Genomic DNA, 26867 nt, shown 5'->3' with positions numbered 1-26867 from the left:
TGAAAAGTTCTAAGCCCCGTTCGTCTAGCGGCCTAGGACGCCGCCCTCTCACGGCGGTAACACGGGTTCAAATCCCGTACGGGGTACAAAGTGGCAGTTTCGCTTTTCTGACCTAGACAGTTCATGAAAACGGAATTTGCGATACGGGATCCCGATTCGGCTGAATGCGAATCGGGATTTTGCCTTTTCAAATGTCCTTCAACCCTATTCCATGACAATTACAGGGTTAGCAGCAAGAAGCTCTTTTTCGCTGCTATTGGGGTGGGTGACAATAGAGGTATGGCTGCGAAAGAGCTAACCAGCAGACAGAAGAAGATTCTTGGATGGATCGTGGATGGTTGCGCCGGTGACCCTCCGCATGAATTTTATAAGAATACAGCGCGCATGCTAGAGGGGCACAAGTTAGTCAAGATTTCAGGTCACGGTGATAAGTGGAAGGCTGTAGCTACAAAACGTGGTGAGAGGGTTTACGCCGGTACCGAAGCGCTTGTAGTCAATAAGAAGCGGCGGAAGAACACGGCGGCGAAGGAGCCACCGGTACCCTCCACATTGAGAAAACCAAAACCAACGCCAAAACCCGACGAGCCTGAAGTTGATTTAACTCCTTACATGGCTCGAATACGCCATGGTATTGGAGAGTCAGACCTCGACGTTTTCACAATCGTGGCCTCGGCCGGTGAGATTCGCGACTTCTGGTTACCGGCGGCGGCGAAACTATCCCGTGATAGGTCTTGGTTGGAAGATGGCCACGTTTTTGACTACGCAGGAAGTACCTACGTATATGGCCAGGAGAAGCCCCGATTCAAGGCCGCTGTTATCTCTATTGAGCCAATGAAACTGGTTGGGTGGAGGGAGATTTTACGTGGCGATAAACGCGTGGCGAAATACAATAAGAAAGCTGTCGAAGCGTTTGGATACTACAAGAGGCAGTTTAGTTCCGATGTGCAATTGCGGATTAAGCGAGTTTTGCATGTGCTCTTCACAGAGATTGAACTGAACGGTGGCCGGATAGAACTAGAGACTTGGTACGACTCATGGTCTAAAGAGAAAGTGCTTCGTGCAGTTAAGCTCGGCTTTGATTTCGATCTTCAAGATCTCAAGTTCCGCGAGAGATATAACCGTGTGCAGCGTGAGCCAACACAAGATGAAATCGATTATCACAACCGTTGGCACGAGGGCGAAAAGATTAGGCGCTTCTGGGAAAAAATCCCGAATGGTCAACTTGTCCTTGAATTTCGAGGGATGTCCGCTCGTGATTCGAAGAAGAACTCAGAAGCGTTTGCCGACGGCATTGAGGCCTATTTCAAGTGGCATCAAATTCGAGAATTCTGGAAGAAGACAGATTATGAGATTGCGGGCAGAGAGAGGGCGCTCCGAGCGAAGCAATATGAGTTCGCTAAGCCAATCGCTGCGAAGACTGTCGCGAAGGATTTCTATTTCAACGCGTTGTATCAGCGCTCTCAGGAGTTAAAAAAGTTTGAAGCGGTGTGTTCCTATCTCGAATATGTGAAGCGAATTGAGCCTGACAGCCCGTGGATCTCGTGGGCTGAGAAGTATCTCGATACGTTCAATCCGAGAGACTGTATTACGATGCCGGATCCACCTGCGCTCGACATCAAGGCTCATGCCGGGCTCATTGAAAAGATTATTGATGCGCTTGGCAGGGATGAAAGCACGTGGGCTGACGCGTTCCCCGACGGTGAATTTCACGGATGATTTTTCTGTAGCACCGTGCATGTGAAGGTCAACTTACGAGTCCGTGGACTCACTACTCATTGCTGTCTTCAAATGAGCTGAGCTCAGCGAGGAGTACTTCTTGTCCGACCTTCGACTCTGAGATTGCAGCCGGTGCACGCATTTGCGCAGTATATTCTGAGCGCTGTCGAACTCTACACACTTGATGAACTAGCCTTCTGGCTGACCGAAACCGGCTTCATGCCACCGAAGTCCTGGAAGAAAACCCGCTGCAAAATCTGGTCGGGCTAGGCCGCAACTGCGCACTATTCGAATCAGCACGCACCTGAGCCTATCTCGAAATCCGCCACCACCTCGGCGACCCCGATGGGCTTGGTCTCGCTATCCAAACCGCAGCGCAATCCATGAACCAGAACTCTTCAGCGGACCACTTTCCACACGCGAAGTCGACCAGATTGCCCGATCTATCCACTGATGGATCGTCAACCGCTCACGCATGTGAGCAGACGGCTCAGCAATCTACGAAGAAACCTTTAGCACCATCCAAAGCGCACGAGGGAGAGAATCTCGTAGCAAACGTCAAGGAAGAAGAGCTGAAACCGACAAATGGATTGAGGCTGGCCATGAGTAGGGATCCAAGAAATAGATATCCGGGTTATCCACGAAAGGGGTGGTCAGTTCGGGAACTTGCTGAAAAACCGGAGTATTTACCCGTGCAATTTCTAATTGTACAAGCGAGCCAAGAGCGAGCTATCTCGCTCGAGCAGTTGAAAAACGCCAACGCGTACGCGAGCTACGTGCCAGGAGCCTAACCATCCGAGCGATAGCACAGGAAACTGGGTACTTCGTTGGCACAGTTCATAGATACGCGAGTGAAGAATCTCGCGTATAACGCGTATAACGTGCTTACGTAGTGATGAGTAACCAATCTCCATCGTTATTAGGGTCTGGGATGCACGTAACTGAGCCAAATGCATCGGTTACAAGCCAGTACCGAAACTTAGCCGTCTCACAGTCGTTCGCTGATAAGTGCACACTGATTACTCTTCCGTATAGGTCATTCCCGGCTAGAGTAGTGGCAGCCATGCCATTTGCTGTTTCGGCAGAAGGCGATGCCGCAGCAACTCCGCTTAGGCCAAAACACAGCGAAAAAAGGAAGCGATAGATGCAACTGCTATTCTCTTCATGCTTTTCCCTCAACTAGGTTCACCATTAAAGAAACACGAACTCTGGAGAGATGCAATGGCAAAATTTCCTCCTGAAACGGACTTGTCGCTCCACGATGTCATTGACATCCTGGAGTCAGTTCTCCGTGAAGAAGAGATAGACAATGCTCCAGCAGCAAAAGTATGGATAAAGTCTACCCTTCCAGAGCTAAGACGAGCTGAAGAAAAATGCGCTTCCATCTCGACTAATAGAGTTATCGTAAAAATTCTCGAAGCGATGGTTCTTATCGAGAGAAAATATGGGAAAAACCATAATCTTTCTTCACATGATGATCGTCTAGATCTGTCTTAAAAACGGCAAGAACCCAATTCCCGTTACCGTATATAGACATACGGATACCCAAAAAGTAACCCGCTTTCAGCATGAGTGTTTCCTCCGCTTCTACGAGAAGCAGAAGCACTTCGACTTTTATTTCCAACTCGCGATTGGGACAATGCCCCCGCTAGCTGGATAGGATTGCTGAGCACGGTAGGGGAACCAGACCTTCCGCATCAATATTTGAACCTCGCTGGTCACAGAACAGTTTCCGGGGTGTGTACTGAGGTAGCAAGATTTTGTAGACCGGGCTTGTGCCAAAACGAGCACGCCAAGTAGTTTGCAGTCATAAAATATTGGCATGAATTCGGCCAAGTCCTCCTACGTTCCGGAGCTGACCAGCATTCGAGCCATCGGTGCGTTCGGTGTCCTGCTTACGCATGCCGCGTTCTGGACTGGACATTACACGGACGATTGGTGGGGGCGTCTCAACGGTCGATTCGAAATTGGCGTCACCATCTTCTTCGTGCTCAGTGCGTTTCTGCTCACAGGGCGTTGGCTCGGTTCGCCTGACGACGTCCCTGCGAATCGACCGGACTTGCGGAAGTACTTCACCAGTCGCGCGAAGAGAGTTCTGCCGGCCTACTGGATTGTGGTTACTGCGGCATTCCTCATTCATGCCGCAGATGACCCGCCACCATCGGGTGGGGGTTTGCAGGGCTGGCTGCGGTCGATGTCTTTTACTCAGACGCTCCAATTCGGCTGGATCCACCCGGGCTTGCCGCAGATGTGGTCGATGGTGGTGGAAGTCGGCTTCTACCTGGTGTTGCCACTGGTGGGACTTGGCATCTGGACGATTACTAAGGGGCGCCTGCGACCTGGCCCAACGTTGGCCATCATTATTGGTTTTGGTCTCATTGGCCCGGTCTGGACTGTGCTGTCGCATCAAGAAGAGCTGCTGCCGGTAGTGGCACGGCTGTGGCCGATGGCGTATTTCGACTGGTTCGCCATCGGTATGCCGCTGGCCTACGGGCGAAAAGTTGGCTGGCGCGTCAATTTGGCGGCCAGCTGGCTGATAGCGCTAGTCCTGTTTTTCCTATCCACAACCACCCACGTGGGGCCAGCAACCTTGGTGCCGGATGATGTCGACCAGGCGTTGTGGAAGACCACGCTGTATGGCCTGTCCGCTGGTGCATTCGTGGCCCCGATTGCGCTGGGTACGGAGGTCAGGTGGCTTCGTCATCCAGCCATGATTTGGTTGGGAGAGGTCTCATACGAGTTCTTCCTCGTCCACGTGCTGGTCATGGACTGGGTGATGACGTTGATGGGCTATCAGACCTTCCAAGGCTCGATGTTGGCAGTGGCAATCGTCACCGCTGCCTTTGCCCTGCCGCTGTCGTGGCTGCTGCGCCGCATCACTGATGTGCTTACGCGGCGACCGGGGCCTGCGAGCCCGTGGGCTACCTACCGATCGTCGTCGTCAAGCGGTCCGAGCTCAGCAACGAGCACTTCCTGCGCGACCTTCATCGCGGACAGTGCGGCCGGTGCGCCGCAGTAGCCGGAAGCGTGGACGATGGCTTCGGTGATCTCGGTGCGGGTCAGGCCGTTGGCGAGGGCACCCTTGATGTGGCCGCGCAATTCTTCGGTGGCGCGCAGAGCGACGAGCATTCCAATGTTGAGCAGGGAGCGATCACGCTTGGCCAGTCCTTCACGGCTCCAGACGGAGCCCCAGACGGTGGCGGTGATGTGCTTCTGCAGGGTCTCTCCGTCGGAGCCGGCGTTGCGAGAGAGGGCGGCATCGACGAATTCGTCGCCCATCACCTCGCGGCGAATTTGGATGCCGGCATCATAGCGGTCAGAGGAAAAGAGTTCATCATTGGGATTGCTCATGCTTGCTAAGTATAGGACTTGCAATGCGGATAAATTCCGAAATGTCCCCACTAGCTTCACTGCCGCGACGCATAACTACGCTGAGATTGCGAGTAAAACGGGTGCGGGTGGGGACGATGACGATGCGCCCGAGCGTTACCTGATCGCGAATTGCGCCGCGGGCGATGATTGTTGGCGCTGCCAGCGCAATCATGCCAGCACGCTGTGCCGAAAGGGAACCAAATTCTCCCGCGGGTTCGGCGAGATTCCCCAGTGTATCTTCCACGACCTTTCTACTGCCGGAACCGGGTTCGCGAATAACCAGCGGGGTAGTGCGCAGTTCCTCGATGAATATCTCGGCCCGCTCAGTCCACGGATGCCCCGTCGGCACAGCGAGGACCAGCTCATCGGTGCCGATGATCCGCTCTTCGAGGTCGTGTCGACCAGCCTCGCCCTCTACCAGGCCGAAGTCCACCGCACTGTTGGCCACTAGTTGCCGCACCTCACGGGAGTTTGCCTGCACCATTGACAGTTTGACTGCGGGATGTTGCCGGTGGAACTCGGCGGCCCAGCCGGGGTAGTAGAGCTCAGCGACAGTATTGGACACCGCAAGGGTGAGGTGGCGGGGAACATCGTCGGAACGCAAGCTGGCGGCAATGCCCGAAAACCTGTGGCAGGCGGCGAGGAGGTCTGGGAGTGCGTCGATAAGCACTTGCCCGTTTTCCGTGGGAGATACGCCGTAGGGGGAGCGTTCGAAGACGGTGATTCCCAGCGCTTTTTCCGCCCGCGCGATGCGTGCGGACATGGTCTGCTGATTGATGCCTAGCTCACGCGCGGCCTTGGAGATCGAGCCTGCACGGGCGGCGGTGAGAAGTGCTTCGAGTTCGGCCACAGCGGAGGGGTACATGCATTTATGGTACCCCTCACAGAGTTTGGTGATAGCTGTAGCTGTGGCAAGAACAAATACGGTATGAGCATGACCAACTCTTCTCGCCGTGATGTGCTGGCACCCGCCGGGCCCGCGTGGGCAGGATCTCTGATGGGTACGTCCATCTTCGCCACACTTGCGCACATCCATGAGGTGCCGGTGATTCCGGAGCTTCTTCTAGTCATGGCGGTGGGCATTCTCGGCTTTATGGTGGTCGGCTGGCTGCGCCTTCGAAACCCGCCTTTCCACTCGAAGCTGATGGCGCCGTGGGGCATGCTCTCGATGGGCATCATGGCTCTCGGTAGTGCTGCGACTGCGCTAGCTAGTAACTCATCGTGGCAGCTGATGTCCTGGTGGATCGGTGCGCCGCTGGCAATCTACGTCAGCCTTCGCCAACTGCGAGGATTCGAAGGCGAACCAACTTTTCAGTGGGGCCTCGCGCTGGTCGCCCCGATGGTGGCGGCGGCAAGTGGCGCACAGCTGAGCGTTGACTACGGCACGTTCTATCACGTCTGCGCACAAATACTCTTTTGGATGGCGCTGATTACGGTTCTGCCGGTTTTCGTACGCTGCTACGTCGCGCTGTTCTCTGGCGCCATGCGCATCCCCGATTCCATCGCCGGTACTGCCTGGATTCCGCTCGGGCTGGTCGGTCAGTCCACGGCCGCTGCGCAGCTGCTTTTCAACCGAACCTCCGCTGTCGCTTACGGCACCGCTGTGCTCATTGTCGGTGTCTTCCTCGCCGCCATCGCTTTACGACGATTCACCCGCGCCGTAATCAGTTGGGCCGGATACAGCCCTGGTTGGTGGGGTGCAACCTTCCCCGTGGGCACTCTGAGTCTTGGTACGCACAGCCTGGGTGACATTACCGGCGTGCAGTGGCTATACGTGGCCAGCGCTGGGCTGCTGTGTTTGCTGGCTGTGCACTGGTGCGCGTGCGTGGCTCGATTTGTTTGGTGGGCGCGGAGCTAGCTAGTCAAGCTCGACCCGCACCCGCCCGTTGCGGTTCTGGTCTTCTCGTGGCGCAATACCCAGCGCGGCGGCGGGGAACAGAGCCGTGACGGCAAACAGCGCGGGGAAGCCCGCAGCGGCCACAATCGCACCCGAAACCGGAGGCGTTGCAGCGTAGATAATGTTCTGGAACGTGTTCTGCGTACCCATAGCGCGTCCGGACCAGAAGGGGCCTGCGTATTCAGCAACTGCGGTGAAGGCGAGTCCATTCGGGCTGACCACAGCAACGGCCAGTGCGCAGACCAGCAAAGTTCCAAGCGTGCGCCAATCAGCCCAGCTGGCAATCATCATTGCGACAGCCAAAACAAAGGTCGCACCCGAGACCCAGCGGTAGGGGCGGATGCGAGATCGCACTCGGTCAGAGACCACACCCATCAGTGCTCGCGATCCGGCACCGAGCAGCTGCGAGACCATCACAATTGTGCCCGCCGTGCCATCGGAGTACCCCACAGACAGCAACCACACCAGAATGTAGGCACCCATCATCGACTGCGGCCAGGACAGCAGCGCCGAGGCGATGTGGATGCGCACGAGGTACTTGCCGTCCCGGTAGGGGCTGGCCGTGACGGTGGGGTTCGAGGCATCAGGGCGAGGGGGATTCTTCACGCCTATCAGTACAAGCAACGCCAGCACGGCGCACAGGATTGCGGGCATCGCGAGTGCGACTCCGATGCTGTAATTCTGCGCGAGAGGGTGCAGGGTTACCGCTGATAGTGCAGCGCCGAGGGGCTGAGCCATTTGGCGAATGCCCATCGCAGTGCCGCGCTGATGCGGTGGGTACCAGCCCGACACCACGCGGCCGGATGCCGAATTCACGCTCGCCGCCGCACACCCGGCGAGAAAGAGCGTGGCCCCGAGCAGAGCCGGGCTTGACGACGAAGCTAGCGCCGCAAGCCCCGTCGTTAAGGCAGTAGAGGTCAGGCCGGCGAACAGAGCTGCGCGTTCGCCATAGCGGTCGACAAACCAGCCCCAGGCGATGAGCGTGAAGACAATACCGGCCGCCGGCATTGCTGCGACGAGGCCGGCGGCGGAGAGGCTTAAGCCGTTTTCCTGTAGGGATGGGATGAGAAAAGGCACACCCATGTGAACGACGGACGAACCGACCGCCGCGAACATGGACAGAAGAAGGACAAGGTGACGGTAAGCGGGCATTACAGTCGGGAGCTCATCTCTTCAGCGGCGCCGAGAACCTTTGCGCCCCAGCATTCGTAGGGCGACGGAGTCATGCGCTCCACGGGGCCGGAGACGGATAGGACTGCAATCATGCGCTGGTTGCTGTCGAAAACCGGGGCGGAGACGGAGGCAAGTGCGGGGTCGCGCTCACCCATGGACTCGGACCAGCCGAGACGTCGGCAGTCGTCGAGGTCCTGTTGGTTGAAGTCGGCGTCGGGAAGCATTCGCTCAGCGAGGTTGGCCGGGCCAAAGGCCAGGAGAACACGTGCGGCGGAGCCGGCGGTTAGCGGCATGCGAGAGCCAACTGGCACGGTGTTGCGCAGTCCGGTGGCGGGCTCCATGGAGGCAATACAGGTGCGGGTATCGCCGGTGAGACGGTAGAGCTGCACGGACTCTCCGGTTACCTCTACTAGCTTCGGCAGGATGTGCGCTGCGGCGTCGGCAAGCAGGTCGGTTGTGACAGGCGTGATCTCGGTGAGGCCGGGGCCCGTCGTCCAGCGGCCGTCCGGAGTGCGGGTGACAAGGCGGTGTACTTCCAACGCCGTGGCCAGCCGATGGGCGGTGGCGCGGGGCAGGCCGGTGTCGTCACAGAGCTCGGCGAGGGTGCGTGGAGTTTCTGCAACAGACTTGAGAATGAGTACCGAACGGTCGAGAACCTTAATGCCACTTAGAGCTGGCGTCTCGGATGTGCTAATCTGTCCCATGCCATGATATTAACATCTCATTCCTTGAGATAAAAGAGATATATCCGGAAGGCGGCTCACCCACTATGCGCACCACGGACACCAGCCCGAAGACTCTGGCCGAGAAAGTCTGGCATGACCACGTAGTCAAGCAAGGCGACAACGGCGAACCAGATCTGATTTATATCGATCTGCACCTCGTCCACGAGGTTACCTCGCCGCAGGCTTTTGATGGCCTCCGTCTGGCAGGGCGCAAGGTACGCCGCCCGGATTTGACCATCGCAACCGAGGACCACAACGTTCCGACCACTGTCGCCGGCGGCAAAATCAATCTGATTGAGGAGCCGACCTCTCGTACCCAGATTGCCACACTGCGCAAGAACGCCGAGGAGTTCGGTATCCGCCTGCATCCGATGGGCGACCGCGAACAGGGTATCGTGCACGTCGTCGGCCCACAGCTGGGCCTGACTCAGCCGGGCACCACCGTCGTCTGTGGTGACTCGCATACCGCAACCCACGGTGCTTTCGGTGCTATGGCCTTCGGTATCGGTACCTCGGAGGTTGAGCACGTTCTGGCTACCCAGACCCTGCCGCTGAAGCCTTTCAAGACCATGGCGGTCAACGTCACCGGCGAACTGCAGGATGGTGTTACCGCCAAGGATTTGATTCTGGCGATTATCGCCAAGATTGGCACCGGCGGTGGTCAGGGCCACGTTATTGAGTACCGCGGCGAGGCCATCGAGAAGCTGTCGATGGAAGCCCGCATGACCATTTGCAACATGTCCATCGAAGCCGGTGCCCGTGCCGGCATGATTGCTCCGGACGAGACCACCTTCGAATACCTGAAGGACCGCCCGCACGCGCCGCAGGGCGAGCAGTGGGACGAGGCAGTCGAATACTGGAAGTCCCTGGTTACTGACGAGGACGCGAAGTTCGACAAGGTCGTTGAAATCGACGGTTCCGCGCTGACTCCATTCGTTACCTGGGGTACTAACCCTGGCCAGGGCGTGCCGCTGGGGGAGACCGTGCCAGATCCGGAGTTCATCGCTGAGGACTCCGACCGCATCGCGGCCGAACGCGCACTGGAGTACATGGATCTGAAGCCGGGCACCCCGATGCGCGACGTCAAGGTCGACGTGGTCTTCGTAGGTTCCTGCACCAACGGCCGCATCGAGGACATGCGCGCCGTCGCCGACGTGCTGAAGGACCGCAAGGTTGCCGACGGCGTCCAGATGCTCATCGTGCCGGGCTCCGCAAAGGTCCGTGCGCAGGCTGAGGAAGAGGGACTGGGCAAGATCTTCGAAGAGGCAGGCGCCGAATGGCGTATGCCGGGCTGCTCCATGTGCCTGGGCATGAACCCGGATCAGCTGACCCCGGGCCAGCGTTGCGCTTCGACCTCCAACCGCAACTTCGAGGGCCGTCAGGGCAAGGGTGGTCGTACCCACCTGGTCAGCCCGGCTGTCGCCGCAGCCACTGCCGTCGCCGGTCACTTCGCAGCACCGGCTGATCTCTAACTGACTCTCACTGCCGATCTTTGTACAACAGACCCAAGCAGAACTTCTAAGGACCTTTCACTATGGAAAAGTTTGATACTCACACCGGCGTCGGCGTTCCCCTGCAGCGATCCAACGTCGACACTGACCAGATCATCCCGGCTGTCTACCTAAAGCGCGTCACCCGCACCGGATTCGAGGATGGCCTGTTCAGCAACTGGCGCAACAACGAGTCCGACTTCGTGCTCAACCGTCCGGAATACGCAAAGGGCTCCGTCCTCGTAGCAGGGCCGGACTTCGGTACCGGTTCTTCCCGCGAGCACGCCGTGTGGGCCCTGATGGACTACGGTTTCCGCGTCGTCATCTCCTCCCGCTTCGCCGATATCTTCCGTGGCAATGCCGGCAAGGCGGGGCTGCTCGCCGCACAGATGCAGCAGTCCGATGTCGAGCTGCTGTGGAAGCTGCTGGAGGCTAACCCTGGCATGGAGCTCACCGTCAACCTGGAGACCCGCACCGTCGAGGCCGGTGAGCAGGTCTTCCCGTTCGAGGTCGACGACTACACCCGCTGGCGTCTGATGGAAGGGCTTGACGACGTCTCCCTGACCCTGCGCAACGAAGCGGACATTGTGGCCTACGAGGAGAGTCGTCCGGCCCACAAGCCTAAGACGCTGTAGGTCAAAATCCTCACAAACTACTTCACCGGCAGCGCCGAGGCGTAGTAATCAGCCGTGGTCATCACACCGTCGTTGAAGCCCAGCACCCAGGCAGAGCCCTTCTTGCACAGGATTTCCTCGTCGAAGGGCAGGGTGCCCTCAGCGGACCAGGCGGCAAGCAGGTCTGGGATGGTGATGCCCTGAGAGCAGATGACGCTGACTCCGCCTAGCGCGACAATGTCTTCGAATGCCTTCTTGGACTCAACCTGGTTGGCAATCCAGTGCTCGTCGCCAAGCCGTTCGTCGACTGTGACCTGCATTCCCAGCTCTGCGGCGAGTGGCGCGACGGTGTCCTGGCAACGCACGGGCTCGGCGGAGTAGATCCGCTCGGGGCGGAAGCCTTCCAGGGCAGAGACGAGCAGTTCCGCTTGACGACGTCCCTTCTTATCCAGTGGCCGCAGTGCATCATTGCCGTTCCAGTTGGTGCGACGGTGCGCACGCCCATGGCGAACCAGAATGAGACGGGTGTCCGGTTCCTTGTTCATGCGCTTGCGGGCCTTGACCAGCACGTCGCGGTCGAGGTCGTAGGACAGCAGCTCCTCGGCTTCGTCCCAGGAGACCCAACGAAGCTCGTTGACCTCGGAGTTCTGTTCGAATTCGCCGTCTAGAACCTCAGCGGTCCAGTACCAGACCAGCTTCGTTCGTCCGGCGACAGGGTAAGAGACGTTGCCGACGAGCTTGCCCAGACGGACGCGGTAGCCGGTCTCTTCCCAGATTTCGCGGACGGCGGTGGCAATGAGGTTCTCGCCGGCGTCGAGCTTGCCTTTCGGCAGCGACCAGTCGTCGTAGGAAGGACGGTGAATCACGCAGATTTCAGGGTTATGGACATCGCCGCGCCATAGAACCGCGCCGGCCGCGAAGGTCGGCTTGGTGACATCCTGACCTGGCTTCGTCGGAATCTGGCGCAGGCGACCGGTCACGGAGGTATCGCCCTTGAGGTCCTTGTCCTCTTCGTGCATCATCGTGAATTCCCTTTCAATCCTTTGTCGCCGACCTAGTTTAGTATCGCAGTGTGAGAACGTCTCGCTAGACTTGTTGGAGATTAGAGGCTAACGGAGGAAGGTCGCGGCGATGGTGCAAGTTTCAGTGATGGGTGCGGGCTCGTGGGGCACGACGCTCGCCAAGGTTTTTGCTGATGCGGGCAATCCTGTACGGCTGTGGTCGCGACGTGCGGAGCAGGCACAGCGTATTCAGATCAGCCGCGAAAACCACGACTACCTGCCTGGTCTGGGGCTGCCGCGCAACATCGAAGCCACCTCGGATGCAGAGGCCGCGCTGAAGGGCGCGGATGTGGTGGTGCTGGGCGTGCCCTCGCAGACTCTGCGTGACAACCTCAAGGTCTGGAAGGACTTCATCGGGCCGGAGACGATTCTGCTCAGCCTGGCCAAGGGTGTGGAGCGCGAGACACATCTGCGCATGAGTGAGGTCATTGCGGAGGTCACAGACCTGCCAGCAGAGCGTATTGCGGTGCTGTCCGGCCCGAACCTCGCCCGCGAGGTTGCGATGGAGCAGCCAGCGGCAACGGTCATTGCTTGCGCTGATGAGAACAATGCCAAGATGATTCAGGCGGCAGTTGCCACTAATTACTTCCGCCCGTACACCAACACCGATGTGATCGGCTGCGAAATCGGCGGTGCCTGCAAGAACGTCATTGCGTTGGCCTGCGGTATGGCCGCTGGTCAAGGATTGGGTGAGAACACGCTGGCAACCATTATCACCCGTGGCTTGGCGGAAATCACGCGTCTGGGCGACGCGGTTGGTGCAGAAGATAAGACTTTCGCGGGATTGGCGGGCCTCGGTGACTTGGTGGCCACTTGTTCCTCGCCGCTGTCGCGTAACCGCACCTTCGGTGACCGTCTCGGTCGCGGTGACACGATGGAGCAGGCGCAGCACGCTACGCGCGGTCAGGTGGCTGAGGGTGTGATTTCTTCAATCTCGGTCCGTGACCTCGCTCGTCGCAATGGCGTGGAAATGCCAATTACTGAGGCCGTTTACGCCGTCTGCCACGAAGGCGCGAAGGTCGATGAGACAATTCGCAAGCTGATGGGGCGAAGCCGCAAGTCGGAGTAACCACTTCAACGAGGTCGGGGCTAAACTAAGTCACCATGACTTCGTCGAATAGCTCGTCTGCAGATCGCATTTCCGTCGCCGTCATCTACGGTGGCGCAAGCCCTGAGCACAGCGTCTCCTGTGTCTCGGCCGGCGCAATTATGGATCACCTGGATGAGGACCGCTTCCGAGTGGTTCCCATTGGTATTACCAAGGATGGTGTCTGGACCGTCGGGACGCGTGAGACGGATACGCTGCGCACGCAGGGGCGTACGATGCCTGAGGTCATCCCGGGCGAGGAGGTTGCGCTGAGCACCTCGCCGTCACGCCGCGGTGAATTCCGCTTCGTCACCGGTGATCGCGCCGGCGAGGTTTTCGACACCGTCGACGTTATCTTCCCGGTCCTCCACGGTCCGCACGGCGAGGACGGCACGATTCAGGGGCTCTTTGAGCTTTCCGGCATTGCTTATGTCGGCCCGGGCGTGCTCGCTTCCGCTGCGGGAATGGATAAGGAACGCACGAAGAATCTCTTGCAGGCAGCGGGGCTTCCTATTGGCAAGCAGGTTGTTTTGCATGTTGGCGAGTCGCTTTCCGACGAGGACAAGGAGACCCTTGGCCTGCCGGTGTTCGTTAAACCTGCCCGTGGTGGATCGTCGATTGGCATTTCCCGCGTGGATGATTGGGCGAATCTGGATGCGGCGGTAGAGCTGGCCCGAGAGCACGACTGGAAGGTCATTGTAGAGGCCGGTGTAGACGGCGCCGAGGTGGAGATTGGCGTGCTGCAGCGCGCTGACGGCAGCCTTCAGGTCTCTGTCCCGTCCCTGCTGCGTGGCACGGAGGACTCCGACGAGGGCTTCTACGGTTTTGAGACCAAGTACTTGGATGATGTCGTCTCGGCGCAGATCCCGGCTGAGCTGCCGGAGGATGTTTTGAAGGCACTGGACACGGATGCTCGTCGGGCGTTCAGGGCACTAGGCTCTGATGGGCTGACTCGCGTGGACTTTTTTGTCACGGATAATGGCCCGATTATCAATGAGGTCAACACCATGCCGGGCTTTACCCCGATTTCGATGTACCCGCAGATGTTTGCGGCTTCCGGTGTTGCCTACGAGGAGCTGCTCAGCGCCCTGATTGAGCGGGCGCTGGTAGCTCGTCGATAGAAGTTGGTTCTTACTTTTCTTCGCTCGGCGAGATGTTCTCCAGGTTGTCCGCGATGACCGAGGAGAGCACCGGCATTAGTGAGCTGGCCTCCGACATCGGCATTTCAACGGCGACGAAGCGCTCCCGGCCCATGGCGTACCAGGTGGCGGAGGTACCGGAGGAAAGCGTTGGTTCGTTGAACCAGACAATGTCGCCAACCTGCGTCAGCTGCTGCGTGGTGGTGCTATAGCCAGCCGGCTCGTCGACACCACAGCGCAGCACCACCGGATCTGCTGGGGTGCCGCCCCAAATGACCATGTCCTTCGGCATGTCAGCCGGCATTTCCTCTGCGCTCAGACGGTGACGGTTGCCAAGCTCGCGGGGGAGGGCAGCCTCCAAGCCGCTGCAGCGCTTATCAGCTTCCGGAGCTGCCAGTTCTACCAGTGGGACGCCGCCGCGCTCCGGCTTGTTCTTGTACTCGGAGTCCGGGCGCAGCGCCTCGGCGAGGTCACTCAGGGCATCCTCCGCCTCTGCATTTCCTTCGGCGGTAATCGCAACAACCGGTTCGCGCCCGACGGTGAACCAAGTCGCCAAAGACTCGTCGGTACTGTCGACCACGCGCAGCCACGAAATGCCCTTGACCTCTTCGGTCTTAGCCAGTTCGTTGTACTGGCTAGGTACGTTCGCGCCACAGCGCAGCGTGATGCGGTCTTGTTCCAAGTTTCGGTACACAGCGGCGCCTTCTGGAGCCGGCTCTGCAATGTCGGCGCGAACCAGACCTGCGGCGCGATCTGGCAGTCGGTCGAGCAGTTCCGCACACTCGGGCGAGTCATTGGCGGGAAGCTCCGGATTGGAAATCGCGACTGGCTTTGTCGCCTGATTATCCTGGTAAATCTTTGCGGCAAAAATAATGCCGAGGATAGCGATAATGGCGATAGCGAGTGCGATGCCCGCGCGTGTCCGGCTACCCTTGGACTGAACTGTTTCTCCCGATGGGGGTGCGTCTACCATGGGCCTGATTCTACGTTGTCCGGTACCAACTCCAATTGGTTGGGGGCAATACCGAGACGGGTTCCGCTATTAACGGTTAACCATCGACTATTAGGAATGTGACTCGACACTGTGACTGAATTGACCATTGGCGATATTGGCGAGTTTGGGGTCATTGAGGCCATCCGGGCTATCGCCCCGTCGGCACGCAATGGCGACGATGCCGCCGTCTTGACGCAGACAACCCCCAACGCCCGTTTTGTCACTTCCACCGACATGTTGGTGGAAGGGCGCCACTTCCGCCTGGACTGGTCGACACCTCAGCAAGTTGGAGCTAAGGCCGCAGTACAGAATTTCGCCGATATCGAATCGATGGGTGCGCGTCCAACGGCCATGCTTTTCGCCATCTCAGCACCGTTGCATACTCCGGTGAGTGTGGTCACCGGTATCGCCGAGGGATTGTGGCAGGAAGGCAAGCAATGTCCGGCGGAACTCGTCGGTGGTGACATGGTCAGCGGAGATTCTCTGGTGATTTCCATCAGTGCGATGGGCGAACTCGGTGGGCTTGGGCGGCCGCTGCTGCGCTCAGCAGCACGCGCGGGGGATACGGTGATTGCGTCGGGACGCATCGGCTACTCTGCTGCGGGCCTTGCGCTGCTGCAGCACTGCGGAAGCCCGGCAAAAATTCCAAGCGAGTTTGCGCAGCTGGTGGCCGCACACTGTACGCCCGAATTTGAATATCGCAGGGGTGCTACGGCGCGAGCCACAGGTGTGCGTTCACTGACGGACAATTCCGATGGACTGGTCGTGGATCTCCGCGCTATTGCGCAGGCCTCCAGGGTTACTTTGGAAGTTGACAGCAGTGCCATTGCGCCCGATGAGTTGCAGATTGCCGCTGGTGAATACCTGGGCATCGACCCGTGGGAGTGGGTGCTCACCGGCGGGGAGGACCACACACTGATCGGTTCGACGCCGGGGGAGCCTCCGACGGGGTTCCGCGCTATCGGCACGGTGTCGAAGGAAAAGTTCGATTCGGTGCTTATCGACGGCCAACCTCCTGCCCGCGATGCCGGTTGGGTTTCCTTTTAAGAGTTCGAAGAGGTTTTGAGAAGAAAGGCTGCATGACATGGATCCGTTGCCGGTCGAAGAAGGGTGGCAGAAGGCGCTGGAGCCAGTGGCCGATGACATCCACCGGATGGGGCAGTTCCTGCGCGAGGAGAACGCGGCCGGCTACGGTTACCTGCCCGCGGGCACCGATGTGCTGCGCGCCTTTACTTATCCATTCGATGAGGTCAAGGTGCTCATTATCGGTCAGGACCCGTACCCGACCCCGGGGCATGCGATGGGGCTTAGCTTCTCGGTCCAGCCGGATGTGAAGCCGGTACCGCGGTCGTTGGCGAATATTTTTAAGGAGTATTCCTCCGACCTGGGGCTCCCGACTCCCTCCAACGGTGACCTCACTCCGTGGAGTAGGCAGGGCGTAGCTCTGTTCAACCGTGTGTTGACCGTACGTCCGGGTGCTGCTGCCTCGCACCGCGGTAAGGGCTGGGAGGCAATCACGGAGCATGCCATCAAAGCATTGGTCGCCCGTGATCAGCCTCTCGTGGCCATTCTGTGGGGACGCGACGCGCAGAGTTTGCAGCGTTGGCTCCCCGGCGTGGACTGCATCTGTTCGCCGCACCCGTCACCGCTGTCGGCATCCCGTGGGTTCTTTGGGGCGCGTCCGTTCAGCCGGGCCAATGAGTCGCTGATTCGTCAGGGAGCTACCCCTATCGACTGGACGCTAGAATAGGAATTCATGTCTTTGCAGATTGGTTCTGCCGCCATCGTCGGCTGGGTTGCCCGGGGGATTGACGCGCTTCAATCCCGCCGCGATGAGATCAACAGTCTCAATGTCTTCCCAGTACCGGATTCCGATACCGGGTCGAATATGCTCGCGACGTTGAGTTCGGCCTATGAGGAAGCGCAAAAGGCTGACGCTTCCGATGTTCGCGCAGTCACCGCGGCCCTAGCTGCCGGTGCAGTGCGCGGTGCCCGCGGTAATTCGGGCACTGTGCTCTCGCAGGTTTTTCGCGCGGTGGCTGAGGCTGCCTCCGGTAGTGGCATTGGCGTTGAGTCGGTACAACACTCGCTAAAGCTAGCTGTGCAACATGTTTCCCAAGCGATTGCCAATCCGGTGGAGGGCACGATTCTGACAGTCCTGCGGCACGCCGCGATTGCCGCGGAGGAATTTGAGGGCGACTCGATTGAGGAGCTCGCCGACACGATCGCGGATGCCGCTCGCGATGCGCTGGCGAAAACCCCCAGCCAGCTCCCGGCACTGCAGCAGGCGGGCGTGGTCGACGCCGGCGGCGCGGGGTTGGTCATTCTGCTCGACGCGCTTGCCGACGAAGTCAGCGGCCGCGCAGCCGCACCGGTCGATTTGCATGTCGACGCGCCACACGTAGCCACCGTTGAGATGGAGGTCATGTACCTGATTTCCTTGGCGGATACCCAGGCGGTGGAAGCGCTGCGAGAGCGGTTGAACCCGCTGGGCAATTCGCTCATCATCGCAGGTGATGCTGGTAATGCGGAGACCGCGCAGTACATGGTGCACATCCACACAGTGGAGCCGGGCGCGGTTATCGAGGCAGCACTTGACTTCGGTCGTCCGGAACGCATCCGTATCGAGGTGCTCGATGAGCCGGAGACAACACCTGAGTCCACTCGCATCCTCATTGCGGTAGTGCCGGACGGTCCGCTGAATGATCTCATCACCTCCTCTGGGGCGATTGCTATCAGCCCGACCCCCGCTCCGACTCCCACATCCATTCCCACAGATCGCGCAGCCATCGCCGACCAGGAGTTCGCTGACAATGTGGTCACCAAGGCACTGACTGCCATGAGGGGCGCGGACGAGGTTATCCTGCTGCCAAATGGGCTGGTTAGCGACCAGGAATTGGCGGATATCGAATTCGCTGCTGCCGCGGCTAATCCGACGCTCGCGGTAGTGTCCACAGTCTCCATTCCGGCTGGCCTTGCTGCCTTGGCCGTGCATTCGGCTGAGCTGCCGCTGGCGGTTGCTGCGTATGCGATGGGAGAGGCTGCCAATGGCACGCGAACGGCTGTAGTCGCTGCGGACGTCGATAAGCCCCTGACTGACGCGCTCACAGAGACCATCTCAGACCTGTTGGCTGGCGGCGGGGAACTAGTGACTCTGCTGCTCGGGCGCGGAGCTGAGGGCGTGGACATAGCGCAAGTGCGGGCGCGGCTGGACAAGCCTGTGGAGGTCGTAGCCTACGATGCAACCGGCATCGATGAGCTGGTGCAGGTAGGAATCGAGTAGCACGATGCTCGGATGGCTCGGCTCGGATTATGCGCGCACGCCCCTGAACATCGTGGTGGGGCCAAAGATTGCGAAGAAGCTGCATACGGCTTTTGGTATGGAGACCGTCTCGGATGCGCTGACGAATTTCCCGAAGCGCTACGTGGCGCAGGGTAAGAGCTTAGATGTGTCATTTTCCGACATTGGCGACACCATCACCACAGTCGTGGAGGTGCACAGCATTTCGCCAGCGCCCGCCTTCGCCGACCGACGCAAGCCACTGAAAATCTATGTCAGCGACGGCGTGCGCATTCTTCCGGCCGCGATTTTCGGTGCCGAATGGCTGCGCAATATGCTGCACCCCGGTGTGCGTCTGCTCATTGTTGGCACGCTCAGCGAGTTCCGCAATGAGCTACAGCTGAAAAATGTTGATTGCATGGTGCTTAAAGCCGATGGTTCGGTAGGCGCAGCCACTGGCAAGCTGGCCACACTGACGAAGACAGCCAAGGGGATTGCGGAGATGCAGCGGCTGCTCACGCGCCCCTATCTGCCCATTTACCGTGGCCGTAAAGGAGTAGCGGGTATTCACCTGGCTCTGTACATGCAGCGCATCCTCGAATGGTTACCGCTGCAGCCAGACCCATTACCCGCCACGCCGGAGGGACTTACCGATTTCGACTCCGCACTGCGTGGCGCACACTTTCCCTCCATCGCGGGCCCCGATATTGCGCTTGCCCGTCTGAAGTACGACGAAGCGCTTGAGCTCCAGCTCGCCGTTGGTGCACGCAAGCGTACTCAAGCGAGCCTCACCGCGCCGGCCTGCATGGAAGTCGCCGGGGGACTTCGCGACGAGCTACGCCGGGGGTTGCCGTTTTCGCTTACCGACGGTCAGGTCGCGGTCGCAGCCGATATCGCGCAGGATATAGCGAGGTCTAACCCGATGAACCGCCTGCTAGCAGGTGAAGTTGGCTCGGGTAAAACCGTGGTGGCCCTGCTGGGAATGCTGCAAGCAGTCGATGCCAGCAGGCAGTGCGCGATGCTGGCGCCGACGGAAGTCCTGGCCCAACAGCACTACCGATCGCTGACAGCGATGCTGGAGCAAGCCGGAGTAGCAGTGACTGTACGACTGTTGACGGGATCGATGTCGACGAAGGAGCGCCGGGCAACCCTGTTGGAGGCAGTCAACGGGGAGGCTGACATTGTCGTCGGCACGCATGCCCTGCTCAGTGAGGGCGTGGAGTTCTTCGATCTCGGGCTGGTGGTCGTCGATGAGCAGCACCGCTTTGGTGTGCGCCAGCGCGATCAGCTGCGAAGCAGGGGACGGGGTGGAATGACACCGCATCTGTTGGTGATGTCGGCAACCCCGATTCCGCGCACGGTAGCGATGACCATTTTTGGCGACCTCGCAGTTTCGCAGTTGACGGAATTGCCACGGGGACGTCAGGAAATCCAATCCTTTGTCGTACCGACGCTGGAGAAACCCCGCTGGGAGGCACGAACCTGGGAGCGCATTGGGGAAGAAGTGGCCAAGGGCAACCGCGCCTTCATTGTCTGTCCCCGCATTACCCGCGATGAGGAACAGTTCCTCGACGAGTCCGTGGAGGCGGTGTTCGACCGAGCGAGGAAAAAACTGCCCGGTGTACGTATCAGTCAGTTGCACGGCAATATGGCACCGGAGGACAAAGACCGCGTGATGCAGGCCTTTGCCACAGGACAGCTGGATGTGCTGGTGTCCACCACAGTTATCGAAGTCGGCGTGGATGTACCAGAGGCCACGATCATGATGATTCGCCGCGCCGAGAGCTACGGTATCTCGCAGATTCACCAGCTGCGCGGTCGTGTCGGCCGTGGTGACCGTGGTGGCCTGTGCTTCCTATGTACACACACGCATTCGCAGACACCGGAGCGCACCCGGCTGGACCGCATTGCCGCCACCACCGACGGCATTCAACTGGCGGAGCTGGACCTGGCCACGCGTAGTTTCGGCGATCTGCTCGGCGATGACCAATCGGGACTGGCAACCGGCCTCGGCCTGGTGGACCTCACCACCGACGGCGAAATCATCGAGCGCACCCGACATGATGCCATGGCTCTTCTCGATGTTGATGAGAGGCTTGTGGGAGAGCTTATCTCCGATATCGATGAAGAGCAGTCGAACTACTTGGACCGCTCCTAGTAAGACCAAAGTAGACTGTTGGGCATGGTAGATGTCTGTGCACCTTTTGCAGGAGTAGTCCGCTGGGAGGTCGCCGAGAAAGACTCGGTGACGACCGGTCAGGTTATTGCGGTCGTGGAGGCCGTCAAGCTAGAAGCGCCGGTTTTAGCGCCCTGCCCGGGCACGGTCGCGGAGGTGGCGGCAGATCAATTTGTGGATGTCGAAGGCGGTCAGCTGCTGGCAAGAATCACGCCAGCAACTCACAGCGCCACGGCACAGCACAACGGCAACGAGAACACATCGCACGAAGGGAAGTAGATGACCCGCATTATTGCAGGTGAGGCACGCGGTCGTAGGCTAGTCGCGCCTAAGGGAGAGACCACTCGGCCAACTAGTGACCGCGCGAAGGAAGCCATCTTTTCCTCCTGGTCCACACGCTTTGGGCTAGAGGGAACTCGCGTTCTCGACCTGTTTGCTGGCTCGGGTGCGCTCGGTTTGGAAGCGGCTTCTCGCGGCGCGCGTTCCGTCGTGTTGGTGGAAAACGATCCGAACGCCATTGCCGCTATTGAAAAGAACATTCGCACCGTGGGGCATCCCGATGTGGCCCTGTCTCCGATGAAAGTGTCGTCGTACCTTGCGGGCGCGCCGGGCGAGCCTTTTGACCGCGTTATTGCGGATCCGCCCTATGAGCTGGCGGGGGAGGCCGTTACAGAGATGCTGGAGGCGCTGCGCAGTTTCCTCGCGCCGGGCGCGGTCGTGACTGTGGAGCGTCACCGCGATGACGAGGAGACGCAGTGGCCCGAGGGCTACGAACAGCTCCAGCAGAAGCTGAAGCGTCGCATTCACGGTTTGGCGCGCTTCGACACCGCTATCTACAACGCTTAACGTTCTTCTTTACGCTTTACGACGGCCAAAGGTGGTTTGACCTCTATGACTCACGCATGCTGCCCCGGTTCCTACGATCCCATGACCTCTGGTCACCTCGATGTGATTGAGCGTGCCGCGCGCCAATTCGATCAGGTGACCGTGCTGGTTACCCACAACCCGAATAAGCAGGGCATGTTCAACGTCGAAGAGCGCATGGACCTCATTCGGCAGTGCACGCAGCACTTGGACAATGTGCAGGTGGACTCCTGGTCGAAGCTGTTGGTTGACTACACCTCCGCGCAGGGTATCACCTGCCTGGTCAAGGGTCTGCGCTCGGCGGCGGACTACGAGTACGAGGCGCCCATGGCGCAGATGAATCGGCGCATGACGGGCATTGAGACTCTCTTTGTGGAAGCTGATCCGAAGTACGGTCATGTGTCGTCGACACTGATGAAGGAAGTTGTTCGCTACGGCGGTTCGGTGGAAGGGCTAGTTCCTGAGCCTGTCTTGCACGCCCTGCAGCGCCGACTGAAGTAGCATGTAAGTCATGTTTCGCGTCTTCGAATCTCTTGATGAACTGGTCCAGATCCTAGAAGAGGCACACGGCGTGCCACTGTCGGCCAATTGTATGGTTCCGCGTCAGCGTGTTCTCGAGTTGCTCGATGAGCTGAGGGATGCTTTCCCGGCTGAGCTCGATGACGCGCAGGACGTCTTGGACCAGCGGGATGAGATTATCAACGATGCTGAAGCCCGGGCGAACAACACCATTTCGACTGCGGATGAAGAAGCCCATCGCATTGTCGACGAGGCCGAGGCCCGCGCTAACCACACCGTCGAGGATGCCAATGCCCACGCAGCTGGCACCGTCGCGGCCGCTGAGGACGACGCCCGTCGCCTCCGCGAGGATGCTCAGCACGAGTACGACAGCATTGTGGATCGTGCTTCTGCCGAGTCCGATCGCCTGATTCACGCTGGTAACGAATCCTACGAGCGTTCCGTTGCGGAAGGCCGCGAAGAGCAGGCTCGCCTGGTCGCTGAGTCGACGGTCGTCCGCGAAGCCAACGACGAGGCGAATCGTCTGCTTTCCGACGCACACGCGGATTCCTCTCGCCTCCGTGAAGAGTGTGACCGCTACGTCGATTCCAAGCTCGCCGAGTTTGAACAGACTCTCCAAGAGACCCTGCGTAATGTCGGTCGCAATCGCTCTGTACTGCGTTCGGGAGCCGGTGCCGTCGGCGGTGGTGCAGGGGCACAGAGCGCGCCGTCTTCCTTCTCCGAGGGGCAGGAACGCCGCCGGTACGAGCGTTAGCGCATCTTCGGGGTAGACTGAGGTCTATCATGACTGACTCATCCCCATTTGTTCTGGACGTTTCGACATGTCTGCAGGGTGGCATGCCCGAGCAGTTCCGCAAGGTAGGCGATAGCCCTGTCCGCGTTGGTGTCGAGATGATTGGCATCGCCGCTGGCGAGGAGGTTGTCGTTGACGGCATTGTCACGAACCTCGGCAGCGGTGTCATGGTTGACGCGACTGTGACTGCCAAGGCCACTGGCGAGTGCGTGCGCTGCCTAGCCCCGCTGAATCCGGAGCTCAGCTTCCACATTTCGGCTGTCTTTTCCAACAACGAGGACTTCATCACAGGCGACGATGCCGAGGAAGAAGACCTTGAGGACGAAGTTGGCCAGATCGTCGACAATACGGTGGATATCACTCAAGCCGTCATCGATGAGGCGGGCTTGAATCTGCCCTTCAATCCGACCTGTCTGGATTTCGATTCCAGCTGTGCTGAATCGGATTCGGAAGTGCCGGAGCCAGACGGCATCTCGGGTGAAGAGGAGCGCATTGATCCGCGTTGGGCTGGCCTGGCGGAAAAGTTTGGCTCGCTCGGCGACGAGAAGTAATCGACGACGACTTAGACGAAGACTTTAAAGGAGATATAACGGATGAGCCGCAAGCGTCGGCTAACCGGTGAGGCGGCTAGAAAGGCGGCTTTCGAGGCCGTCGATCACGCCCCGCTGCTGGAAAAACTCGGTGTTGAGCTACCAGAGGAGTCCCTGAAGCTCGCTTTGACCCACCGCAGTTTCGCGAATGAAAATGGCATGCTGACCAATAACGAGCGGCTAGAGTTCCTGGGCGACGCCGTGCTGGGCATGTGCGTTGCTGAAGAACTCTACCGTCGCTTCCCGGACCGCGCTGAGCAGGATATTTCCAAGATGCGTGCAGGTGTCGTGAACATGTACGCGCTGGCTGACCTGGCCCGCAGTATCGGGCTGGGAGAGCACATTCTCCTCGGCCGCGGTGAGAAGGCCACCGGTGGCGCGGATAAGCACTCGATTCTCGCTGACACCACCGAGGCGCTGCTGGGTGCTATTTACCTGCAGCATGGCTTCGAGGTTGCCCGCGAGACCGTGCTTCGCCTGTTCAACCAGATGATTGACGATGCCCCGACTGAGTCCCGCGGCCGTGACTGGAAGACGCTGCTGCAGGAACGCCTGGCGGCCAAGCAACTACCGGCTGCTGAGTACACCGTGCGCACCACCGGCCCCGACCATGACCTAACTTTCTACGTCGACGTGCTGGTTGACGGCGTGGTTAAGGGCAGCGGTACCGGCGCCACGAAGAAGGAAGCTGAAATGCACGCCGCGCATCAGGCACATACCGCACTGGCCTAATGCCCGAGCTTCCTGAAGTCGAGTCCGTACGCCGCGGTCTCGACACTTACGTCGTCGGTGGCCGCATCGACGATTCCTTCGTCTACAACGCTCGTGCCGTGCGGCGCCAACTCGGTGGCGCCGCGGAGTTTATCGGTCGTACGCGCGGGCGGACGGTTGTCGCTACGGATCGTCGTGGCAAGTTCATGTGGCTCACGCTTGACGACGACTCCGCAATCGCCATCCACCTGGGCATGAGCGGCCAATTGCGCGTGGAAGCTCCGTACACTCCCGATACGCTGCCTGGCCGTCACACCCGAGCCGCTTTCGACATCGCCCTGCCGGACGGCGCTCGGCACCTAATCAACTTCAACGATCAGCGCACCTTTGGTTGGGTCTGGGCCTGTGAAATGGTCGAATCCCATGGACGCGTGGTTCCGGAACCCGCAGCCAAGATCGCGCCCGATCTATTGGAGCCCACCGTCGATGTGGTTGCACTTGCACACCGCATGATGAAGTCGCGTTCACCGATCAAGGCCGTATTGCTCAACCAGAACATTGTGTCGGGTATCGGCAACATCTATGCCGACGAAATGCTTTGGGCGGCGAAGGTCGATGGTCGCGTGCCGGCGTGTGACCTTTCGGTCCGTCGTTTAGCGAAACTTTTGCGCGAGGGGCAATCGGTACTCGAGCGGGCGCTAGCGGCCGGTGGCACGAGCTTCGATGCGTTATATGTGCATGTCAACGGCGAAAGTGGCTATTTTGAGCGGAGCTTGAACGCCTATGGACAAGCGGGGGAGCCGTGCCCGAGGTGTGGGCGCGAAATTGTCCGTCTGCCATTTGGGAATAGATCGAGTTATCTGTGTCCCACTTGTCAACGCTAGAATTTCCTTATGAGTTTCATGGAGCAAGCAACCGACTGGGTAAATGCTTGGAATGACAAGTACTGGCTGTTCATGATTGTTCTGCTAGTTGGTACAGGTTTGTACTTCTGTTGGCGGACCATCATGGTGCAGATCCGGTACATCCCGGAGATGTTCAGGGCCATCACTGAAAAGCCCTCTGATATCTCTGAAGGTGTCAAGGGCATCTCGGCCTTTAAGGCCTTCACAATTTCGGCGGCCTCACGCGTGGGTACCGGAAACGTCGCAGGTGTGGCGGTGGCGATCACCACCGGTGGCCCTGGCGCCGTGTTTTGGATGTGGCTGCTCGCCGCGATTGGTGGCGCAACCAGCTTCGTGGAGTCTACGCTGGCACAGCTGTACAAGGTGCGGGATAAGGACTCTTACCGAGGCGGCCCGGCCTACTACATCACCAAGGGGCTCGGGGAGAACTGGCGCTGGATGGCCTCGCTGTTCGTCATCGCTATCACGGTGACCTACGGTTTCGTGTTCAACGCGGTGCAGTCCAACTCGATTACGGCGGCTGTGGCGGAGTCGACCGGTCAAGACGCGCCGATCTTTAAGTTCGGTGTCGGCATTGTGCTGGCAATCTTGGCCGGCGTCATCATCTTCGGTGGTGTGCAGCGTATTTCGGCGGTGACGCAGATCGTCGTGCCGATTATGGCCGTCGCCTACATTATCCTCGGCCTGATTGTTTTGGCTCTCAACATCACCGAGGTGCCGAGCATGATCAAGCTGATTTTTGAGCACGCCTTCGGTATCCGCGAGATTGCCGGTGCCGCTGTCGGTACTGCCATGATGCAGGGCATTCGCCGCGGCCTGTTCTCCAACGAGGCTGGTATGGGTTCCACTCCGAATGCGGCGGCGACGGCGTCGGTGTCACACCCGGTCAAGCAGGGTCTCATCCAGACGATGGGTGTCTACTTCGACACCTGGGTCGTCTGTACCATCACCGCAGTGATCATCCTGCTGTCCGACCCTACTTTCGGCGGCGATGCAGAGGGCACCGCGCTGACTCAGGCCGCGCTGTCGGCGCAGGTGGGCACGTGGGCAATCCACGCGGTTACGGTCATCATCTTCTTCCTGGCGTTCTCCTCCCTGGTGGGTAACTACTACTACGCCGAAGCAAATATCCCATTCCTGTCTAAGAGCAAGGCTGTCCTGAATACCGTGCGCGTGCTGGTCATCCTGTGCGTTATTGGCGGAGCTGTCGGTTCCGTGCCGCTGGTCTGGTCGCTTGCGGACACCTTCTCCGCACTCATGGCCACCATCAATATCATCGCCATTCTGCCGCTGGGCGGCGTAGCTGTCGCCCTACTAAAGAATTACTCCGAGCAGAAGTCCAAGGGGCTTAATCCGGTATTCCACCGCGATGATCTGCCTAACGTCCGCGGCCACGACAAGATTGAGTGCTGGGACGGTTCCGACCCGATGACAGTGCGTGAGTCCGATGTCGCTTAACGACGTCCGCCTCACCGCGTGGGTACACGGTCGTGTTCAAGGTGTCGGTTTTCGCTGGTACACCCGCGCGACGGCTCTGGAGTTAGGCCTGGTTGGTTATGCCCAGAACTACCCGGATGGTCGGGTGTTAGTTGTTGCTGAAGGGCCACGGGCAGACTGTGAGAGTTTGCTCGCTTGGCTTGAGGGGCCGAATACTCCGGGCGATGTGACGGCAGTGGTGCCGTTATGGCAGGAACCGAAGGGTGCATTGAGCGCATTTGACCGTCGTTAAGCGGGTGCCAACTGCCTTCTCTCCCCCCCCCC

At 59.3% G+C, this 26867-nt stretch carries 27 protein-coding genes and 1 tRNA gene; 22 read left to right on the top strand and 6 right to left on the bottom strand.

All coding sequences use genetic code 11. From position 1 onward, the window contains the following. Positions 1-13 precede the first annotated feature (13 nt). The 4 genes from HMPREF2547_RS05460 to HMPREF2547_RS05450 all read left to right on the top strand — a co-directional run bounded on the left by HMPREF2547_RS05460 (position 14) and on the right by HMPREF2547_RS05450 (position 4735). A tRNA-Glu gene (locus tag HMPREF2547_RS05460) sits at positions 14-86 on the top strand. Between the two features lie 193 nt (positions 87-279). Next, complete coding sequence (locus tag HMPREF2547_RS05455) at positions 280-1716, top strand: hypothetical protein (RefSeq protein WP_141744331.1); 1437 nt, start codon at positions 280-282, stop codon at positions 1714-1716. A 1164-nt stretch (positions 1717-2880) separates the two neighbouring features. Beyond that, on the top strand, positions 2881-3213 hold the full coding sequence (locus tag HMPREF2547_RS10745) for a hypothetical protein (protein WP_126107984.1): 333 nt from the start codon (positions 2881-2883) through the stop codon (positions 3211-3213). Positions 3214-3538: 325 nt separating this feature from the next. Continuing rightward, complete coding sequence (locus HMPREF2547_RS05450; RefSeq protein ID WP_246819632.1) at positions 3539-4735, top strand: acyltransferase family protein; 1197 nt, start codon at positions 3539-3541, stop codon at positions 4733-4735. On the opposite strand, the gene HMPREF2547_RS05445 is transcribed toward HMPREF2547_RS05450, so the two are convergent. Both HMPREF2547_RS05445 and HMPREF2547_RS05440 read right to left on the bottom strand, forming a co-directional pair. Then, positions 4642-5067: a carboxymuconolactone decarboxylase family protein gene (locus HMPREF2547_RS05445; protein ID WP_070546713.1), complete on the bottom strand. Its 426-nt coding sequence runs from the start codon at positions 5065-5067 to the stop codon at positions 4642-4644. The two genes, HMPREF2547_RS05450 and HMPREF2547_RS05445, sit on opposite strands and share 94 nt — an antisense overlap. Next, positions 5051-5953, bottom strand: a complete 903-nt coding sequence (locus HMPREF2547_RS05440; RefSeq protein ID WP_070546711.1) for a LysR family transcriptional regulator — start codon at positions 5951-5953, stop codon at positions 5051-5053. The genes HMPREF2547_RS05445 and HMPREF2547_RS05440 overlap by 17 nt, the downstream gene beginning before the upstream one ends. Before the next feature lie 69 nt (positions 5954-6022). Here HMPREF2547_RS05440 and HMPREF2547_RS05435 point away from each other — a divergent pair, with 69 nt between their 5' ends. Then, positions 6023-6946: a TDT family transporter gene (locus HMPREF2547_RS05435; RefSeq protein WP_246819630.1), complete on the top strand. Its 924-nt coding sequence runs from the start codon at positions 6023-6025 to the stop codon at positions 6944-6946. Here HMPREF2547_RS05435 and HMPREF2547_RS05430 read toward each other — a convergent pair whose 3' ends face one another. Further along, positions 6947-8137, bottom strand: coding sequence for an MFS transporter (locus HMPREF2547_RS05430; protein ID WP_049189543.1), 1191 nt, complete (start codon positions 8135-8137; stop codon positions 6947-6949). Further along, positions 8137-8862: an IclR family transcriptional regulator gene (locus HMPREF2547_RS05425; RefSeq protein ID WP_049171587.1), complete on the bottom strand. Its 726-nt coding sequence runs from the start codon at positions 8860-8862 to the stop codon at positions 8137-8139. The genes HMPREF2547_RS05430 and HMPREF2547_RS05425 overlap by 1 nt, the downstream gene beginning before the upstream one ends. Positions 8863-8927: 65 nt before the next feature. On the opposite strand from HMPREF2547_RS05425, the gene leuC reads away from it, so the two are divergent. Both leuC and leuD read left to right on the top strand, forming a co-directional pair. Next, complete coding sequence (gene leuC, locus HMPREF2547_RS05420) at positions 8928-10355, top strand: 3-isopropylmalate dehydratase large subunit (protein WP_049189542.1); 1428 nt, start codon at positions 8928-8930, stop codon at positions 10353-10355. Between the two features lie 62 nt (positions 10356-10417). Then, a complete protein-coding gene (gene leuD, locus HMPREF2547_RS05415; RefSeq protein WP_049189541.1) occupies positions 10418-11008 on the top strand; it encodes a 3-isopropylmalate dehydratase small subunit in 591 nt (196 codons plus the stop codon). A 17-nt stretch (positions 11009-11025) separates the two neighbouring features. Here the strand turns inward: leuD and HMPREF2547_RS05410 are convergent, their stop codons facing one another. Beyond that, positions 11026-12006, bottom strand: a complete 981-nt coding sequence (locus HMPREF2547_RS05410) for an NUDIX hydrolase (protein WP_172954645.1) — start codon at positions 12004-12006, stop codon at positions 11026-11028. Between the two features lie 112 nt (positions 12007-12118). Between HMPREF2547_RS05410 and HMPREF2547_RS05405 the strand changes: the two genes are divergently transcribed. Then, complete coding sequence (locus HMPREF2547_RS05405) at positions 12119-13117, top strand: NAD(P)H-dependent glycerol-3-phosphate dehydrogenase (protein WP_016422532.1); 999 nt, start codon at positions 12119-12121, stop codon at positions 13115-13117. Between the two features lie 35 nt (positions 13118-13152). After that, complete coding sequence (locus HMPREF2547_RS05400) at positions 13153-14256, top strand: D-alanine--D-alanine ligase family protein (protein WP_049171570.1); 1104 nt, start codon at positions 13153-13155, stop codon at positions 14254-14256. Between the two features lie 10 nt (positions 14257-14266). Here HMPREF2547_RS05400 and HMPREF2547_RS05395 read toward each other — a convergent pair whose 3' ends face one another. Further along, positions 14267-15247 carry a DUF3515 domain-containing protein gene (locus HMPREF2547_RS05395; RefSeq protein WP_070429308.1) on the bottom strand — a complete coding sequence of 327 codons (981 nt, stop codon included), beginning with the start codon at positions 15245-15247 and terminating at the stop codon, positions 14267-14269. Between the two features lie 111 nt (positions 15248-15358). Here HMPREF2547_RS05395 and HMPREF2547_RS05390 point away from each other — a divergent pair, with 111 nt between their 5' ends. From HMPREF2547_RS05390 to HMPREF2547_RS05330, 13 genes are read left to right on the top strand one after another with little or no spacing between them, the layout of a single operon-like run. Next, on the top strand, positions 15359-16315 hold the full coding sequence (locus HMPREF2547_RS05390; protein ID WP_049189538.1) for a thiamine-phosphate kinase: 957 nt from the start codon (positions 15359-15361) through the stop codon (positions 16313-16315). Positions 16316-16352: 37 nt separating this feature from the next. Further along, positions 16353-17018 carry a uracil-DNA glycosylase gene (locus tag HMPREF2547_RS05385; protein ID WP_070605033.1) on the top strand — a complete coding sequence of 222 codons (666 nt, stop codon included), beginning with the start codon at positions 16353-16355 and terminating at the stop codon, positions 17016-17018. Positions 17019-17024: 6 nt separating this feature from the next. Next, the gene (locus HMPREF2547_RS05380) at positions 17025-18551 is read left to right on the top strand and encodes a DAK2 domain-containing protein (protein ID WP_070605028.1); all 1527 of its coding nucleotides are present in this window, start codon (positions 17025-17027) and stop codon (positions 18549-18551) included. Between the two features lie 4 nt (positions 18552-18555). Then, the gene (locus HMPREF2547_RS05375; protein ID WP_070605026.1) at positions 18556-20706 is read left to right on the top strand and encodes an ATP-dependent DNA helicase RecG; all 2151 of its coding nucleotides are present in this window, start codon (positions 18556-18558) and stop codon (positions 20704-20706) included. A 24-nt stretch (positions 20707-20730) separates the two neighbouring features. Further along, positions 20731-21003: an acyl-CoA carboxylase biotin carboxyl carrier protein subunit gene (locus HMPREF2547_RS05370; RefSeq protein WP_049171558.1), complete on the top strand. Its 273-nt coding sequence runs from the start codon at positions 20731-20733 to the stop codon at positions 21001-21003. Further along, positions 21004-21570, top strand: coding sequence for a 16S rRNA (guanine(966)-N(2))-methyltransferase RsmD (rsmD, locus tag HMPREF2547_RS05365; RefSeq protein WP_070605023.1), 567 nt, complete (start codon positions 21004-21006; stop codon positions 21568-21570). It begins immediately after the preceding gene. Positions 21571-21615: 45 nt separating this feature from the next. Next, positions 21616-22089 carry a pantetheine-phosphate adenylyltransferase gene (coaD, locus tag HMPREF2547_RS05360; RefSeq protein ID WP_016422540.1) on the top strand — a complete coding sequence of 158 codons (474 nt, stop codon included), beginning with the start codon at positions 21616-21618 and terminating at the stop codon, positions 22087-22089. Between the two features lie 10 nt (positions 22090-22099). After that, positions 22100-22861, top strand: a complete 762-nt coding sequence (locus HMPREF2547_RS05355) for an SPFH domain-containing protein (protein ID WP_049171555.1) — start codon at positions 22100-22102, stop codon at positions 22859-22861. Between the two features lie 29 nt (positions 22862-22890). After that, complete coding sequence (locus HMPREF2547_RS05350) at positions 22891-23451, top strand: YceD family protein (protein WP_048735478.1); 561 nt, start codon at positions 22891-22893, stop codon at positions 23449-23451. Between the two features lie 42 nt (positions 23452-23493). Then, positions 23494-24222, top strand: coding sequence for a ribonuclease III (rnc, locus tag HMPREF2547_RS05345; protein WP_038628630.1), 729 nt, complete (start codon positions 23494-23496; stop codon positions 24220-24222). Continuing rightward, complete coding sequence (gene mutM / locus HMPREF2547_RS05340) at positions 24222-25085, top strand: bifunctional DNA-formamidopyrimidine glycosylase/DNA-(apurinic or apyrimidinic site) lyase (protein WP_069358781.1); 864 nt, start codon at positions 24222-24224, stop codon at positions 25083-25085. Before rnc ends, mutM begins: the two co-directional genes overlap by 1 nt. A gap of 18 nt (positions 25086-25103) precedes the next feature. Continuing rightward, complete coding sequence (locus tag HMPREF2547_RS05335; RefSeq protein WP_070601596.1) at positions 25104-26564, top strand: alanine/glycine:cation symporter family protein; 1461 nt, start codon at positions 25104-25106, stop codon at positions 26562-26564. After that, a complete protein-coding gene (locus HMPREF2547_RS05330; protein WP_048735484.1) occupies positions 26554-26835 on the top strand; it encodes an acylphosphatase in 282 nt (93 codons plus the stop codon). Before HMPREF2547_RS05335 ends, HMPREF2547_RS05330 begins: the two co-directional genes overlap by 11 nt. Positions 26836-26867: the final 32 nt, after the last annotated feature.

The organism is Corynebacterium sp. HMSC055G02 (genome assembly GCF_001809065.1).
Lineage (GTDB): Bacteria > Actinomycetota > Actinomycetes > Mycobacteriales > Mycobacteriaceae > Corynebacterium > Corynebacterium jeikeium_D.
The sequence above is the reverse complement of the archived record's forward strand: the minus strand, read 5'-3'. Positions and strand labels throughout refer to the sequence as shown.